At 50.7% G+C, this 16,113-nt stretch carries 10 protein-coding genes; 1 reads left to right on the top strand and 9 read right to left on the bottom strand.

What is annotated here, in order from left to right; genetic code table 11:
- Positions 1-245 precede the first annotated feature (245 nt).
- The gene (locus FS806_RS17190) at positions 246-890 is read left to right on the top strand and encodes a metal-dependent hydrolase (protein ID WP_144939092.1); all 645 of its coding nucleotides are present in this window, start codon (positions 246-248) and stop codon (positions 888-890) included.
- A 94-nt stretch (positions 891-984) separates the two neighbouring features.
- Here the strand turns inward: FS806_RS17190 and FS806_RS17185 are convergent, their stop codons facing one another.
- The 9 genes from FS806_RS17185 to FS806_RS17145 all read right to left on the bottom strand — a co-directional run bounded on the left by FS806_RS17185 (position 985) and on the right by FS806_RS17145 (position 16,005).
- Positions 985-1,239 (bottom strand): hypothetical protein, encoded by a 255-nt coding sequence (locus tag FS806_RS17185; protein ID WP_144939090.1) that lies wholly within the window; start codon positions 1,237-1,239, stop codon positions 985-987.
- A 113-nt stretch (positions 1,240-1,352) separates the two neighbouring features.
- Complete coding sequence (locus FS806_RS17180; RefSeq protein ID WP_144939088.1) at positions 1,353-3,473, bottom strand: TIM-barrel domain-containing protein; 2,121 nt, start codon at positions 3,471-3,473, stop codon at positions 1,353-1,355.
- A gap of 168 nt (positions 3,474-3,641) precedes the next feature.
- Positions 3,642-5,477: a cache domain-containing sensor histidine kinase gene (locus tag FS806_RS17175; protein ID WP_144939086.1), complete on the bottom strand. Its 1,836-nt coding sequence runs from the start codon at positions 5,475-5,477 to the stop codon at positions 3,642-3,644.
- Positions 5,474-6,496: a response regulator transcription factor gene (locus FS806_RS17170; protein WP_144939084.1), complete on the bottom strand. Its 1,023-nt coding sequence runs from the start codon at positions 6,494-6,496 to the stop codon at positions 5,474-5,476. The genes FS806_RS17175 and FS806_RS17170 overlap by 4 nt, the downstream gene beginning before the upstream one ends.
- A 166-nt stretch (positions 6,497-6,662) precedes the next feature.
- Positions 6,663-8,249, bottom strand: coding sequence for an extracellular solute-binding protein (locus FS806_RS17165; RefSeq protein ID WP_144939082.1), 1,587 nt, complete (start codon positions 8,247-8,249; stop codon positions 6,663-6,665).
- Positions 8,250-8,360: 111 nt separating this feature from the next.
- The gene (locus FS806_RS17160; protein WP_144939080.1) at positions 8,361-9,233 is read right to left on the bottom strand and encodes a carbohydrate ABC transporter permease; all 873 of its coding nucleotides are present in this window, start codon (positions 9,231-9,233) and stop codon (positions 8,361-8,363) included.
- 15 nt (positions 9,234-9,248) lie between these two features.
- Entirely contained in the window at positions 9,249-10,205 is a 957-nt protein-coding gene (locus FS806_RS17155; RefSeq protein WP_144939078.1) for an ABC transporter permease, read from the bottom strand.
- A 442-nt stretch (positions 10,206-10,647) separates the two neighbouring features.
- On the bottom strand, positions 10,648-10,938 hold the full coding sequence (locus FS806_RS17150; RefSeq protein WP_222126700.1) for a hypothetical protein: 291 nt from the start codon (positions 10,936-10,938) through the stop codon (positions 10,648-10,650).
- Positions 10,939-10,941: 3 nt separating this feature from the next.
- Positions 10,942-16,005: an S-layer homology domain-containing protein gene (locus FS806_RS17145; RefSeq protein WP_144939073.1), complete on the bottom strand. Its 5,064-nt coding sequence runs from the start codon at positions 16,003-16,005 to the stop codon at positions 10,942-10,944.
- Positions 16,006-16,113 lie beyond the last annotated feature (108 nt).

The following is a 16,113-nucleotide window of genomic DNA, read 5'->3' as shown; positions in this document are numbered from 1 at the left end:
AAGGTAGCTTTTTATGCCAATTAGAAAGTTGTTCCATTTTAATGCTTTAATGAACTTAAACTTTCTAATGTGGTTAATAAGAACCTCGGCAATCTCATTGAATAATGATGAGTGGAGGTTCTTTTTTCATGCCGCTCAAGCTCTTTCGAAAATAGTGCCATATAAGCGGTCGCGGCGATTGTTAAATGCAGTTACAAAGTGTATAATAAAAGATCAGAACATATGTTTCTAATTCGGGAGGAATTATGAAAGGCTCTACTCATCTTGCTATCGGCGCGGCCATTGGCGTGTTTGCCGGACTGTACCATTCGATGGATTTTAAAGAAGGGGCTATGTGTGTGGCGGCGGCCGCCTTCTCCTCCTTAAGTGCCGACCTGGACGGCAACAGTATTCTGAGCGGCAAATTGGATAAAATGTCCAAGCTGCTCCGAGAAAGCATTCTGGGCCTGGGGATTTTATCCGTAGGGGCTGTTCTTTACTTCTATTTTTACCGCCATCTCTTCTATATGGAGTGGACTATGGTGGCCACCGCCCTGTTTCTTCTCGGCCTGATTACGCGTCAAGGAGTTATCCGCAATTTTCTGCTGAGTCTTATCGGGATCGGTCTGATTTATTGGGGATGGCAGAATGAAATGATCTGGTTGGCCGGACTCGGCCTGTTCATTGCCTGGGCCCCTTGGTTAAAGCACAGAGGGATGACCCATACCTTATGGGCTGTATTTCTATGGTGGGCAATCGGGTTGGGATTGGAGCGTCAAGTCGGTATTGAGGGGATCGCCGCTTTGTCCGCCATCAGCTATTTTTCTCACCTGCTGGCAGATACTTTTACACCGAGCGGGGTTAAGTGGCTGTACCCTTTATACAAGAAACCGATCCGCCTTCTCAGGTAAGAAAGAGAAAACCTGCCGTATGATTATCCCGGCAGGTTTGGCAGGCTGGGGCGGCAGCCCCCCTCATCTCTATGAAACTTTTTGAGAGCCGCTTCTAATTCTTATCCCCGTCCTCGGGATCTTCCCTGTTGGCCCGTTTCATATATTCATCATACCGGTCATCCACTTCTTTACCCATGGTCCGGAACCGCTTCGTCTCCTCAACGATGGGATCCAACTGGACGGTCTGCCGGATTTCATATTTGGATGGTAGGCGTCCGACCGCTTCATCATCCGGATCACCCTTATTGAATTCTCCCTCCAGCAGAGTCTCCGTAACGATTTTCTCCAGTTTATCCTTATCCTTCATGTCGTCCCTCCTATTTAAACACGGTGAGTAACCAGAATGATTCCTATTATATCCTAATTAGAAACAGGCCAATCCCGATCCACTGCCTGTGACCTTCCCTCTTCTGCCTGCTCCTATTTCGTGCCTAAATGGTGACATACCCAAGTAAACCCGCTATAAGCCGAAGACCAGCCCTGTTCGGCCGGGGAGACCGATGTTTCATAGCGGCCCTCTTCCAACACCCGAAGCACGGCTTCCCGCCAACGATACTCCCCTTGTTCGTAAGCGAAGCTTTCTCCGTCATCATCGAACAAGCGGAACTTGCCCGAGGTCGTGCCATAATGATGCAGCTCGATAGCTACCTGCTCCCCTTGTCGCGGGACATGCGGCAGCTCCGGCATCATCGGAATGATCGAGCCGTCCCGCACATAGACAGGAATAGTGTCCAGTCCGGGGGAGGCCTCGATATAACGTCCCCCTTCATGACGGATTCCGGTATCGAAATCGTACCATACCCCTACCGGCAAATAAACCTGGCGGCTCCGTTCACCGGCGAACAGAGGAGCTACCAGCATGGAATCACCGAGCATATATTGGTCGTCCAGCTCGCTTTCCGCTGAAGCCCCATACGCGAAATCCGTCGAGTCCAGCTTGCTCTCCCCCCGCGCATTTCGGGCCGCGAACGCTTCTTCCAGGGCCATCGGCCGGATAGGAGGAACCCCTTCTTCGTAATAGCGGGCGAAGGCCGAGTATAGATATGGAATCAACCGCATTCTCAAGCGGATATACTTGGTGACGACAGGCTCAGCTTCGGGGAAGGACCACGGCTTCGTCCCGTCCGCCCAAGCGTTCAACATGGCCAGCGGCGACAAGCAGACTACCTGCATCCGCCGGACCCAGTCTTCCGCATTCTCCGCTTTCCGCACCTCGGGAGTCCACAGCAAGCCGCTGAAGCCGGAATTGCATAATGCCCGTACGAAAGAGCGGTGATCATACAAGTCGGAATACAGAACATAAGGCATGGAGGAGGCGCATCCATTGGACGCTCTGACGAGACCGTAGGTTCTTCGGCCGGCGGCGCGGAACAGGTCCGCTGTCATCTTCTGCAGCGCCAAGCCGTAGATCTGGCGCATTTGCTCGCCATCATACCCGGACGGAAACTCGGCATGCTCGGGAAATATCCATGAATTACGCGTCAGTTCGCTCCCATCGCATTCGTCCAGCTTATATCCGGACACTCCCTTGTCCACATGCTCCCGGCGGTGCTGATCGCTGTAAATTTGCCGCGCTTCCGGCAATGTATAGTCCGGCACCAATCCATGCCATACCGTATGGGAGCCGGATAGTGCCTTAAGCGGCTCGTAGATTCCTGCATCCGGAGATACGTAAGGATGCTCCCACAGATTGACGCGGAAACCGTTCTTCTTCATCTCGTCTACAAAGCCGGCCGGATCCGGGAATCTCCCTTCATGCCACTCGTACGTTACCGGATAGCTTCTGCTGTGCCAACCCGGCTCCAGCCCGATGACATCGCACGGCACCCCCCGCTCGCGAAATTCCATGGCTTCCTTCAGCACCTCATCCGCCGAATAGCTCTTCGGCACCCGGTGCCAGAAGCCCAGCCCCCATCTTGGAGGCAGGACTCCCCCGCCATGATACAGGTTATAGCGGCGAACCGCATCCAATATGGTCGGGCCGGCAAATACATACAACTCAGCCCCCTGATCCGGGATAACCATCTCGACTTGGTCCGAAACCGGAGTCGCCTTCCAGTCCGGGTCGCTGTTGCGGTCCTTCGCTTCCCCGTACAGACAGTCCGAACGCACTGCGGACCCGCAGTAAATGGTTGCGATGCGCGAGGTATCTACATATATTCCGTATCCAAGACTGGAGACGTACCATGGAACCGGCGCATGAGTCTCGCCGGTATCCTGCTTCGGATCGCTGTTCACACGCAAATATCTCGTCCGCCCGCGATGATTCATCCGCATGAACTGAAGACCCAGCCCATACAGCCGCTCATCCCTTTGCAGCGGAAGAGTAATGACGGTTCGAAGCTGGTCCGTCCTAAGCTCAATCTCACTCAGTTGGAAAGGCAGGCTGCCGCTTCCCATTCGCTCCAGCGCCTCCGTCTTATGTAACGGCTGGACGATCGAAGACGGCGTCCGCCCGGAAGGATTCCCGACGCGAAGTCTCCATACGCCGGCCGCCACCTCCTCCCAGCCTTTGTCAGCGGAAATCCAACGATTTTCCATATACAAAGCTCCTCTCCCATGTTCGTTTAACGGCTGGCACTTATCGGACCAAGGTCGCCTCCTCTAACACCCGGTTTCCCGGAACTCCGCAGGGGGCAGGACTTGCTGACGTCCCGATTCGCAAACGGGTTCGCCCAAGCAATAGAGCTGTCCTGTCCCATAATCCGTTCAAGCCGTTCCCGGAGGTTTGATTCCGTTGCCATGCAGGGGCATATTCATAATCATTCTGGTCCCTCGTCCCGGCTCACTCTCTATCGTCAGCCCATACTCCTCTCCGAACACCATTTGGATACGCCGGTGAACATTAACCATTCCAATCCCGCCTTTATCCTTCCGCGAGCCATCCTCCTCATCCGCAAGCCGATTGGTCTGCAGCTTGGACTGCAGCAGCTGCAAATGATCAAGTGCGATCCCGACCCCATTGTCCTCCACGATGACGCGGAACCGGTCTCCCTTCTCCTCCGCATCGATCCGTATCCAGTGATGATCCTCCACTCCATCCGGAAAGGCATGCTGAAACACATTTTCCACCAAAGGCTGCAGGGTCAGACGCACCATTTTCTTCAGCAAAAATCTTGGAGGAACGGACACATCAATTTCGAATTCGCGATCTATTCGGTGTTTTAGAATAATCATATAGTTAAGGACGTGGTTCAATTCATTCGCAACGGTAATCTCCTCCAGATTGGTCTGAATCGAATACCGGAGCATGTATGCCATCGCTTTCACAATATCCGATATTTCCTCTGAATCCTGCACTGCGGCGTAACATACAATCGTCTCCAGAGTGTTATACAGAAAGTGGGGATTAATCTGAAGCTGCAGCGACTGGAATTCCGCCTTCTGTCTCTCCATCTGGGTTTCGTGATTTTTCAGCTCCGCCTCATAAACCTGCTCCACCAACTCGGACAACCGGTTGACCATAAGATTGTAACGGACCATAAGCTCCGTGATTTCATCCTTCTGCTCGGGCAGCGGAATCATCATCCAGTTTCCTTTTTCCGTTTGCCTCATTCCTTTTTTGAGTACCTGGATGGGGCGGGTAATGGAGCGGCTGAACCGGTACGCCAGCAGAGAAGCGAATGCAAACGTGAACAATCCTACAATGATCGTCGTCATCCTTATGCTTGAGACGGGCTTCATAATTTCATCCATTGGCATGGATACGACCAGATTCCAGCCGGAATAATCCGACTTGCGGCTCATGAACATCCGCTCGCGGCCTTCTTCGTTCACCATAAACATCTGCTCATCCGCGTGTAAAATGTTGTCCCTGAACGTTCCTTCCACATCCGTACGAATCCGGGAAGGATCCGGATGATAGACGATTTTTCCCTTCTTATCCACGATAAAAAAATACCCGTCCTTGCCCAAATCGACTCCGTTCCACAAAGCGGACAGCTCCATGGATTTGATTTCAATGGCGAGAATCCCCTTGTATTCAGTAGAGGAATAGCCTTTGATCTGCCGGGCCAGCCTCACCACCTGCTTGTCATACGTTGGAAAAATGCTGCTGTTCATAATCGATAAGCTGCCGTCCGGCTTCGTGTATTCCAGCAAAAACCTGAGCTGCTCCTCAATTTCGGCGGAAGAGAAGGTTTCATCCGGCATACCGTTGTAATCATAGATCGCATTGCCGTCAAAGCTGATAATATAGATGGATAATATCTCCGGATTTCGGATAAGGATCGGCTGCAGCCCGACCTCCTTGATCAGCTTGCGATAATGATAATAATCGTAATCTTCCGGCGGATTGGGCAGGTCTATAAATTTCTTCACATCCCGATTGTTCAGAAGCGCAATAATGGAACGCTCATACGATTTCAGGTACAGGTCGGTATGATTAATGGCATTGTTAATAATTTGCGACATATGGCGCCTGATTTGGTCATCCAGCTCTTTCGAAGATTTACTGTAGGTGGATATGCCGACGGAAACGAGAGTCGCTACTATGATGACGAGAAAATACAAGAGTAGTTTCCGGTACAGACTGCCCTTGATCATTTAATCCCCAGCTTGGCCCGGTATTCCGACGGAGACTGACCGGTCACTTTTTTAAACATCTTCGTAAAATGGGGATAGTCCTCGTATCCGACCTCCGCCGCGACATCCACAATGCGAAAATGCGGAACCGCGAGCAGCTGCTGCGCTTTCTCCATCCTTCTCTTGATCCGGTATTGGACGAAGGTTTCGTTCGTCATCTTTTTGAACAGGGAGCTGAAGTAATTGGGCGTAAATCCGGCTTTCTCCGCAACCTCCTCGAGGGAGATTTCCTCGGACAGATGAAGCTCGATATAGGCCTTCGCCTCCTCCAGAGGATCCTTGAACCGGCCGTTTCTTTTCAGGCTCAGCTCATCCATGATCCGCTCCAACTGCCGTTCGAAAAAATCGAATGCTTCCTCCCGGGTCCGCGCTCCCATATATTCCGAGGAGATCCGGGGAAAAGAGGAGTCTCTAGCCTGCAGCCTTCTCTCAAGCATGCTTATACAATCTTTAAGCAATTCGCTGCATTGAAGCGCATTCATTCCTGTGGAGAAGCAGTCCTCTTTCCACTGCTGAACCAGCTTCCTCAACTTCTCCTGGTCCAGGGACCAGATGCATTGATCCGCCTGATCCATCCATTCCACATACCTGGATATGGGAATGTAGCCCTTGACCGGCTTGTTCAGCAATTTGTCCAATATGGCATGAACATCAGGTTTTGTAACCGGCTTCAATAAATAGTGCTTTACCCCGTAAGTCAAGCACTGCTGAGCATAAGCAAAATCCCCGTAACCGGAAATGACTACGGTTTGAATATGATCGTACTGCTCATGAATATGCCTGCATAGTTCCAGCCCGTCCATCTTGGGCATCCGGATGTCCGTGAAGATGATTTCCGGCTTATACTCCTGGACAACCTCCAGCGCGTGCACACCATTATTGGCGGTATATATGCTGGCAAGAGACGAATGATACTGCTCGGCCATCCGGACCAAACCTTTGCGGATGACCGGCTCGTCATCAACGATAAGTAAATTCACAGCCTCGTCCCCCTTCTCCCCATATATGGATGGAAAAAAGTATCCGCCCGAACGAACGTCGCAGCAGATACCGAATGATTGACTATCACATGTACTGAAGTCACGTCTATTATAGCCCCGGGGCTTGGCTGTTGTAAAACTATTCTCCCCGGGGATCGATGGAAGATCACTTCGTGCGGTCGATGACCCCATCGTTGTTTTTATATCTTTCCGTCGCTTCCTTAATGATTTCATCTCCGCCCTTGGCCTTATATTCCTCGATGACTTTAGGCCAGTCGGAGATTGGCTCCTTCCCGTAGATCATCTTGATCATATGATCCAGTATGAGCTTCGGTCCGACATCTCCGCCCGGAGCCAGATCCGGATATTTCGTGAAGCTGCTCAGACTAGGGTTGAATGTAATTCCCGGACGACCTTCGTGGGCGAGAATGTTATCGAAAGCGTCCAGCATATCTTTGCCGTCCTCGGTTAATTCCGCCAATTTCTTTCTATAAGTGCCGTCGTGAACCATCCAGAGATTCCCGCTGCGGAAGCCTTCCTCGTCCACTTCCTCTTTGGTTACCGGGAATTTGTAATTAACCTTGCCATTTTCTATCGTGTAAGTATCGCCTTCGATTCCGAAAGAGAAGAACATTTCCGCTTCTTCCGTCGTCATCCAGTCGAAGAACTTAATGATGTCGATCGCTGTTTCTTCACTCACCTTGCTATTAATATAATAGGTTTGTGAAATAGCAGCAACGTGCTGAAGACCTCCCTTGCCGTCCGTGCCTGTCGGCGAAGCGACAATATCCACTCTGCTGTTGGGATCGGCTTCCTTGATTTTCGTTCTAAACCCGGCCAGCCCTTCCGCATTGGCAGCCCACATTCCCGCCTTGCCCGCACTGATGTTTTTGGTGTAATCGGCTTGTGTCACCGTTGCGAAATCTTTGGGAATCAGGCCTTCATCATACATGGCCTTATAAGCTTCCAATGCTTTGGTCATATTCTCTACGTCAAAAAATTTCGGTACGACCTGGCCGTCTTGCAGTTCAAATTGGAAAGGCAGCACGTCGTAAGCTCCCAGGAAAGTATCGGCATACTTGAAATTTTCTCGGAACTGGTACGGGTATTCCACTCCCAATTCTTTGAATGCCCGCAGAACATCGAGAAATTCGTCCGCCGTCTTCGGCATTGGCAAACCGGTTTTTTCCAGAAGATCGGTGCGAAGGAAGGTTGCACGCCGGGAAGGATTGGAGATCCACAGCGGAATTCCGTATATTTTTCCTTCAAAGCTGGTCTCTTCCCAAGCTTCTTTAGGAACCTGGGCCATCAGATTCGGGGCATGCTCTTTCAGCAAATCGTCCAGAGGTCTGAACACTCCGGCTTCCACCGATCCGGCCATAGATGAAGTCGTTGGGCCGCCTCTCAGATTTCCGACGACGTCCGGAATGTCGTTACCGGCGAACATCAAGCTCATTTTCTGATCGAATTCCTTATGCGACACAGGAATAATGTTAAGATCGGTGTTGGTCAGCTCTTCCAGCTTCAATACCCATTTGTCCTTATTAATGTCGGGAGAAGACTCCAAATATGGGTTCCCGGACGTAGAGAAGGAAATCGAGAACTTCGTCGGCTCCTTCTTGGCATCGCCGGGCTTTTCCTCCCCTGCCCCCGTATTGGGAGATGGTGAAGCTTCCTTGCCTCCGCCGGCACAGCCGGAGAGAGTCGTTACAGCCAGAACCCCGGCTAATGCCAGACCCCATGCCTTTTTCATGTTTACCCCTTCTTTCTATAATTGTATTGATAACGTTTCCAGTCTTGTTACCAATGATAACGTTTGCTCTTCTTCCCTTGTATTGGGAATTTTATTATGCCTTGTGTTCTTTTACGATTTAATGGAACCGATAAGCATTCCTTTAATGAAATACTTCTGCAAGAAAGGATAGACCATCATAATGGGCAGCGTAGAAATCGCAATGACCGCCATTTTCATCCCTTCTGGAGACATATTGGCCAGATTTTCAAAGGAGGAATCCATTTCCCCGAATGTATCGGTAATGACGATCTCCCGCAGACGAACTTGAAGCGGGTACAGGGCCCTGTTGTTAATATAGTACATGGCACTGGAATACGAATTCCAGTGGGATACGGCATAGAAGAGTCCCATCGTAGCCATAGCCGGCTTGGACAGCGGAAGCACGATGCTCCACAGAATTCTCATCTCGCCGGCACCATCGATCCTTCCGGAGTCAATCAATTCACCCGGCAGGTTATTAAAGAATGACCGCATGATGAACAGATTGTAAGCACTTATGGCTCCCGGAATGATCAGCGCCCATAAAGTATCGAGCATCCCCAGGGAACGGATCAGCAAGTAGTTTGGAATCAGCGGTGCGCTGAAAATAAACGTTAGCAGCACCATCATGAGCACGTACCTGCGTCCCAAATATTCCGATCTGGATAACGGATAAGCCAGTGAGGCCGTTGCCGCCAGATTGAACAAGGTTCCGAACACCGTCACGACAACACTCACCATAAACGCTCTCCAAACCGACATATCTTTAAGAACAATCTGGTAGTTGACGAATGTGAAATCTACAGGAAGTATCGTCACCTTTCCCGAGTTAATAGCCAGTTCACCGCTTAAGGATTGAGCCAGCACATGCAAAATTGGAAGCAGCATGCTTAAGGCGATCAGCGTGATTATAAAGTAATTGAAAACCTGAAAAATTCGTTCTCCCTTGCTCATTCTTTTCATTTCTCTACACCTGCCTTAATAAAGTGAGTCTCCGGTTGCCTTCTTGCTTAAGGTGTTGCCAATCATGATCAGCAGAAGTCCGACTACGGATTTGAATAAACCGATGGCCGTCGTATAGCTGTACTGCTTCTCCAGCAGACCGGCCCTATAGATGTAGGTGTCGAGAATCTCTCCCTTGTCCGCATTCAAGGAATTCAAGAAGACATAAACCCTCTCGAATCCGAAATCAAGGAAATTGCCGATGTGGAGCAGGAAAAGAATCATGATCGTAGGAAGAATCGATGGAATCGTAATCGAAATCGTTTGGCGCCAGCGATTGGCCCCGTCTATGACGGCAGACTCATACAGTTCCGGATTAATGCCGGCCAGAGCGGCCAAGTAAATGATCGTTCCCCATCCGCTGTCTTTCCAAATGCCGGAGCCGATCAGAATACTGCGGATGTAGGATTCTTCTCCAAGGAAATATATCGGCTCCACCCCGAACCGGCCGAGGATTTCGTTAACGACTCCGGTCGTCGGCGACAGAATTCCGATGGCGATTCCGCCAATTATGACCCAGGACAGGAAGTGCGGCATGTAAACGATCGTTTGCAGAATTCTTTTGTAGACAATAATGCGCATCTCGTTGAGCAGCAGCGCCAGGAGGATTGGAATCGGGAAGGCGATGAACAGATCATACAAACCAATCAATAAAGTATTTTTGAAAATAGTTAGAAATTCGTCGTAGGCGAACATTCGTTTAAAATGTGCCAACCCGACCCATTCGCTTCCCCAAAACCCTTTGAACAGATTATAATTCTGAAAAGCCATGGCGCTCCCGAATAAGGGGATGTATTTAAAAATAATAAAATAAATAATCCCCGGAATTGAAAGCAAGTAAAGCGCTTTATATTTTCGCACCATTCCCCAAAGCTCTCGTTTGTTGGCAAATCGGTATTGGACCCGATCGGAAGGCTGGATTTTGCTAGCCATCTGCACCTCTCCCCCCATTAAACTGAAGTTCTCATATGGCTGATCTTACTCTGAAAGCGGCATCAGAGACAATGGAGTTATCCTCCCTGAGTTGTGTTTTTTTACGATTGGCGGCAGATGGAATCAATTACAGCGATTTTGCGATTGCATGCAACCGTCCGGACTCAGCTTATTTGGGCCGGAAGCTTCGATTGGACATAATAAAGGGGCTGTCCCGAAAGCCATCGAAGATGGCCAATGGGCAGCCCCGTTTGGAAATTTGTTGTGACAGTAGCGGAAGTCAGCGACCTTATTTCATTGATTTTGGCCGTATTGTAATCCTAATGGAACTCAGTACCGTTATTTACTTATTTCGATGGCAATACTTCGCGAATTCCAGCCAATAACGGCGTACAGTTCCGTTAACTTTAAAGAATGGCGATATTTCGTTGAATAACGCCTCTCAGTTCCGTAGGCTTTCATTCTCCTCCCGGCGGAAATACTCGACAAAGGACAGCCCGTAGACCGTACCATAAGCCAACAGCATTGTCCATATCGCCAGGCTGGCCGTCATCCATATAAGCACCGATTTTCGAGGGGAACCGAACGACAGCGCGAGAATGGCCGCAATGTCCGTTCCCACTATCGCAGGGGCGAGCAGAGCAAGTCCGGGCCAGAAGCTTCGATTGGACGGCATGCCGTAGCGATCCCAGACCTTATTGCCCCGCGACCGCTTGCGCGAATTCACCTGCATGCGCTAGTTAATGAAGTTGACATGCACCAGCAGCCGTTTCAGCATGGCAGCCGCTTCTGCTCTTGTAGCATTATCCTGTGGTTGGAAGAAGCCCGGAGATTTTCCTTGAATCAAACCGATTCCAGCTAATTGTTCCACGGCCGATTGAGCCCAGGCCCCAATCTGCACCGCATCCCTAAAATCGGGCGCATTGCTTACGGACGTCTCCAGTTCCGGGCCGCCGACAAATTTTAATGCGCGGCTCATCAAGACGGCCATCTCCTCCCGTGTGACAGTCTGGTCCGGACGGAAGCTTCCGTCTTCGTATCCTTCAACCAGTTGGTGCTGTGCCGCTGCTGCAACCGTCCGGGCAAACCAATCTCCGGCGGCCACATCGGTAAAGCGCAAATCTTGTCCATCCTCTGCACCGGACAACCCTAGCGCCCTAATCAATAAGGCGGTAAATTGGGCACGTGTTATACGTGCATCCGGAGCGAACTCCCTTTCAGTCATTCCATCCACAATTTGCTTGTTTGCCAGAAGAGCTACCTCATTCCAAGCCCAGTGCCCTTCCATATCTGCGAACATCCTGTCTTGACTGATTACCGTATAGAAGCTGTTGCCGGTTCTTTGGAATTCCGCTTTCCACCCATCGTCTGTTTTCTTGAAGACAGACGGAACAAAATACAGGCCGGAATCCAGCGGATCATATAAAATGACCGTGGAGCGATGGAAGTCCGGCTGCTCGCTGGACATCGTTATGGAACGATGAACATATTCTCCGAAATGGTCAAGCTCCAGACTTCTTCCCTCTGCAGCTGCCCTAATGCCGAATTGCACGACATCCGCCTTCTGCTCGATCCCTCGACTTAGCAAATGCTGTTTTAACGATGCGGTAGTCTTCTCGGCAGCCAAGCTCAATTGAATTTCAAAAGCTACTTCATCAGACTCGGCTTGAAGCTGTTTGGCTATAGCAGGATCATCCAGCAGTTTAACCGGAAGCAAATAAGCCGCGAATCCTGAATCGATTCTCAGTACGGCAGAACGATTCCATTCGGCCAGCAGCCGGACGATTTCACCGGTCAGTTCGACCGTCAATTGCTTTCCGCTTGCCTCAGCTTGAATATCCAGATATGGGGCCGAATCAGGCTTCGTATCCAGGAATCTCTTCAACCGGTCCACATGCAACCGGACCGTTACTTGTTCTCCCGAAACGCTTTCCGAGAGGACATCCTGCCATTTATAAGTTAGAGGCAGGAAACCGCCTACCGGTCCCGGTCTCGGAGTCGGATCCGTTGGGTCTGTCGGGTCCGTCGGGTCTGTCGGGTCCGTCGGGTCTGTCGGGTCTGTCGGGTCCGTCGGGTCTGTCGGGTCTGTCGGGTCCGTCGGGTCTGTCTTGTCCGTCGGGTCTGTCGGGTCTGTCGGGTCTGTCGGGTCCTTTACATAGACTGTCCTCGTTACCGTATCCGCCCAGTAGCCTTTACTGTTCTGTACATTATAGTTCAAGGAATACCGTCCCGGTTTATCCGTATAAACCGTACCCGTAACGCTAACCTGTTCGGTCAAATCCCCGTCCGTGGAACTTACCGCCTTGTATCCGGGTTCAACATACGGTTGATGCAATTCAAGATACATCGGATTCGGGCCGAGCAGTCTAATGGAAGGCACATCGCCGGCAATAACAATCTCGTTGACATTATTCCAGGCATCCTTGTTGTTGCCATGACCTACCACTCTCAAATACCGCGCATAAGTGTCCGGTATCGGGTATCCTTCCAGAAGCTCCGTTAATCCGCTGCTCTCGCCGCTGTACACCTTGGTCCACTGATTTCCGTCAGTCGATAACTCAATATCAAATTTATATTTCAAGTACTGGAATTGAGCCATCAGAACATAGGAAATCAATCTCTCCTGGCCGAGATCAAATTCGATCCACTGCTCCCCTTTGCCGGCCCAGCGGGTTCCCAGCTCCTTGTCAATGGCGTTTTCCGGCGGATAATCTTTATGCGAGTCACTTGCCCGTGCTGTCATAATTGGATAGACCGTCAAATTAGGGGGAATATCCCCATACACTTCCAGCGACTTGAACTGGACCGTATATTGGACGAAAGCATTTTCCTCTTCGCTCCGCGCGGTAATGACCGCTTTACCATTGGGCGATCCCGCTTGAGTCACTTCAACGGTGCTGCCGGGCTGGCCTTTCGCCGCAACCTGCGGTACCTCTTGCGTACCTACCGGCAATTCATAAGTATAATCGAATTTGTCCGGGGAGAAACCCGGCAGCGCTTCGCCGTTTACCAAAATTTCCTTCAGCAGTGGCAGGTCGCCGAAATCGGAATCCGGTACATCCAGGTCGCCGCCCCCTACCGGAGTGCGCTTGATGTTTTCCAAAGCTTCCGTCCCCAGTCTCTCCTTCAATTGCTGCTTATACAGGCTTCCCGGAGTGACATGCATACCTTCATGCTCCCAAAATCCATTGTTTCTCGGGCGCGGATCATAGGAACTCGGAACAAGAGGAGACACGTTAATGCCGTCATTGTTCGGAATATGACCGATTGCATAATTCTGCGCAGTCGGAGGCTGTTGGGAGACCAATCCTCCTTCGGTATTCCAGGTTACATAGTTGGCTCCAGACCAGCCGTGTCCGCTGCCAAGCCATGCACGGTCACGTATATTGATCCGTGCGCTTATGTTATCGAATAGACCGCCTACGGACCATCTGTGATGCGGTTCGCTCGTATTGTAATCCTTCGTGGATTGACTGTCGAGGAACACATTCGGACCCTGAACACGGCTGTCAAAGACAAAAGCATGTCTCGAGGTTTCCGCATAGGTGCGCTGAACCAGGTTCAACTGGCCTTGTATATAAAAGCTGTATCTCCGGCCGCCTGTAATGATACTGACCATATCGTACTGTTCGCTGTCCTGCACAGTTATCCATTTGGCATGGCGGCCTATTTGAACAAGCGCATAGGACAGGTGGTATCCCGTAACCTCCCTCACCCAGCCGTTCTTGACGCTGTTAAACACCACGAAGCGTTCCGCATGCTGTTCATCCGCATAATACGGATCCGTCTTTCCGTTATCATTCGTAGTATCCTTGATGCTGGGGTCAAACTCGCTGACGACGCGAATATTTTCTACTCCGACATGCTCGATACGAGCCTCGTCATTATATTTGAGCATCAGTCCGCCGCCCCATCTGCGTTCGATCGAATTTGCCAAAGGGGCATCTACAGTAATCTGATTGCCGTCGATGGCTGTAATAACCCGGTCAAAATCGAGATTGAACGGCGTCCACTGATTCGTGCCGCTGCCTCCGGGCCTCATATATATATGATCCATTCCGATTTCGTGAATCCAACGGCTGTTGCCTACCCGGCGTACCATCACCGTATCGCCTACTTGATAGCCGGAAGCATCCTTCACGTGGAAGGTCCGCGAACCGGAAGGCACGAATAAATCCGTAATTTCCACGCTGCTTCCGTTATCTACCACCGGAGCCGTGTTGGGGCCGATGACGACCAAATTTCTTGCAGCCTTACCCGTTCCGAGAATAATCGTTCCGTCCTCGCCTTTGCCTTCCCCACGGAGCACGACACCGCCTGTGTGAATATTAAGTGTCCCGGCAACACGGAATGTGCCCTGCTTCAATAAAACTGCGCCGCGGAATCCGTCCGGACCGACCGGCATTAACGAGACCTGGTCGATAGCCTCCTGGATCCTGGCCGTATCGTCTCCTTCTCCCGGTTCCAAAGCTATTCTCGCTTGAACATCAGGCAGCCGGACTCCTCCGCCCATATAGCCGCTATTGGAAAAATCAAGGATTTGATTGCCTTTATAATCCGGCACATATACCATCTTTCCTTGGTCATTAAGAAAAGCAACGCTGCTCTGACCGGCCGGTACGGCATCAGCTTCCAATACAGTGAAGTAGAAAGCATCATAGTAGATTTCCCCGCCTGCTTCTATCTTCAGCTTCACCGTATACTGTCCCGGAACATCGGCCGTACCGGGAATGGTTAGCGCCTTCTCCTCCCCTTTGGCAAATGCAACTGGATTACTCGGGCCGACGATCGTGCTTCCGTTAACTTGAACCTCCATGCTGATCGAGGCATCTACGTTCGCTCTAACCGGAATTTCCGGGTACACATCCCCAGGTACGATAACGGCCGGCTGGCCGATTTCGATTTTCATGCGGGGATGGGTCAGGTCCGTCACGGCGATTAGAGCTTCCGCATGAAATTCCTCCGGATCTTTGACCACAATCCACAAATCTTCGTTTATCAGTCCCCCCCCTTGCACCGGCACTTCTACAAATACCTGGCTTGCACCCGCTTGAAGAGCGGTAACGACGCCGTTCTGGTCGATAGTGGCACTCTGCACAGCAGAGGTATAAAATTTCTTTGGAATATGCTCCAAATCAACCTCTTCCCCTGTATTCAGCCTCGCTTTTGCTTTAAGAGTCAGTACTTCATCTTTCGTCATCTCAATCTGATCGTTAAGCTTATATCTTTGACCTTGCTCATTCACAAAATAAACGCTCTGCAAATTGTCCGGTTCCGGATTGATTTGCCCATCGAAGTTATAAACCTCGAACTCCGCCACTTGAACGTTGTTATCGCTCGCCAAGGAAAGATCGAGTTTGACGTATCGTCCCGTCACCTCTTCGAACATTATATTTTCCAGGCTTCCGATACTCCCGTTTTTGACGAAGGCATCCTTCCATTCCACACCGTCATCCGAATATTGAATCTTATATTCTGCGAACCGGCCCGCTTTAAATTGAATGACCGTTTTGTTGAAAGTTTCCTGCCGCCCCAAATCCACATAGAGCCATACATTCATATCCTGCCGGTCTGCCGCAAGTGGCTGCCAGTAAGTTGTCGGATTGCCGTCCACGGCTTTCTCCGCTTCCCGGTCGCTTGTCTTGCTGCTTGAATAGGCCGGCTTCCCCATGGCCAAATTGACGTTCATTTCGGTTTCCGCTGCTCTTGCTGTCGACATCCCGCCACCGCCGGCCGGCAGCCATGGCGTCAGCATAAGCAAAACCGCCAGACACAGACTTAATCGATTTGTCCAAGACACGATTCATCCTCACCTTTCGCTTTAATTTTGATAGCGTTTACAATTTGAACACTACCAAAACCTTCCGCCCAATCCAATGGACTAACTTATGATTCCTATATGCTAATT

The organism is Paenibacillus sp. 32O-W (assembly GCF_007679495.1).
In the GTDB taxonomy this organism is placed as follows: domain Bacteria; phylum Bacillota; class Bacilli; order Paenibacillales; family NBRC-103111; genus Paenibacillus_L; species Paenibacillus_L residui.
This window is presented reverse-complemented; position numbering and strand designations above follow the sequence as displayed.

Excerpts from the sequence above, each read along its gene's own strand:
- FS806_RS17160 (WP_144939080.1), bottom strand. The coding sequence starts at position 9,233 with ATGAAAAGAATGAGCAAGGGAGAACGAATTTTTCAGGTTTTCAATTAC.
- FS806_RS17185 (WP_144939090.1), bottom strand. The coding sequence starts at position 1,239 with ATGAAGGATAAGGATAAACTGGAGAAAATCGTTACGGAGACTCTGCTG.
- FS806_RS17175 (WP_144939086.1), bottom strand. The coding sequence starts at position 5,477 with ATGATCAAGGGCAGTCTGTACCGGAAACTACTCTTGTATTTTCTCGTC.
- FS806_RS17155 (WP_144939078.1), bottom strand. The coding sequence starts at position 10,205 with ATGGCTAGCAAAATCCAGCCTTCCGATCGGGTCCAATACCGATTTGCC.
- FS806_RS17165 (WP_144939082.1), bottom strand. The coding sequence starts at position 8,249 with ATGAAAAAGGCATGGGGTCTGGCATTAGCCGGGGTTCTGGCTGTAACG.
- FS806_RS17190 (WP_144939092.1), top strand. The coding sequence starts at position 246 with ATGAAAGGCTCTACTCATCTTGCTATCGGCGCGGCCATTGGCGTGTTT.
- FS806_RS17150 (WP_222126700.1), bottom strand. The coding sequence starts at position 10,938 with ATGCAGGTGAATTCGCGCAAGCGGTCGCGGGGCAATAAGGTCTGGGAT.
- FS806_RS17180 (WP_144939088.1), bottom strand. The coding sequence starts at position 3,473 with ATGGAAAATCGTTGGATTTCCGCTGACAAAGGCTGGGAGGAGGTGGCG.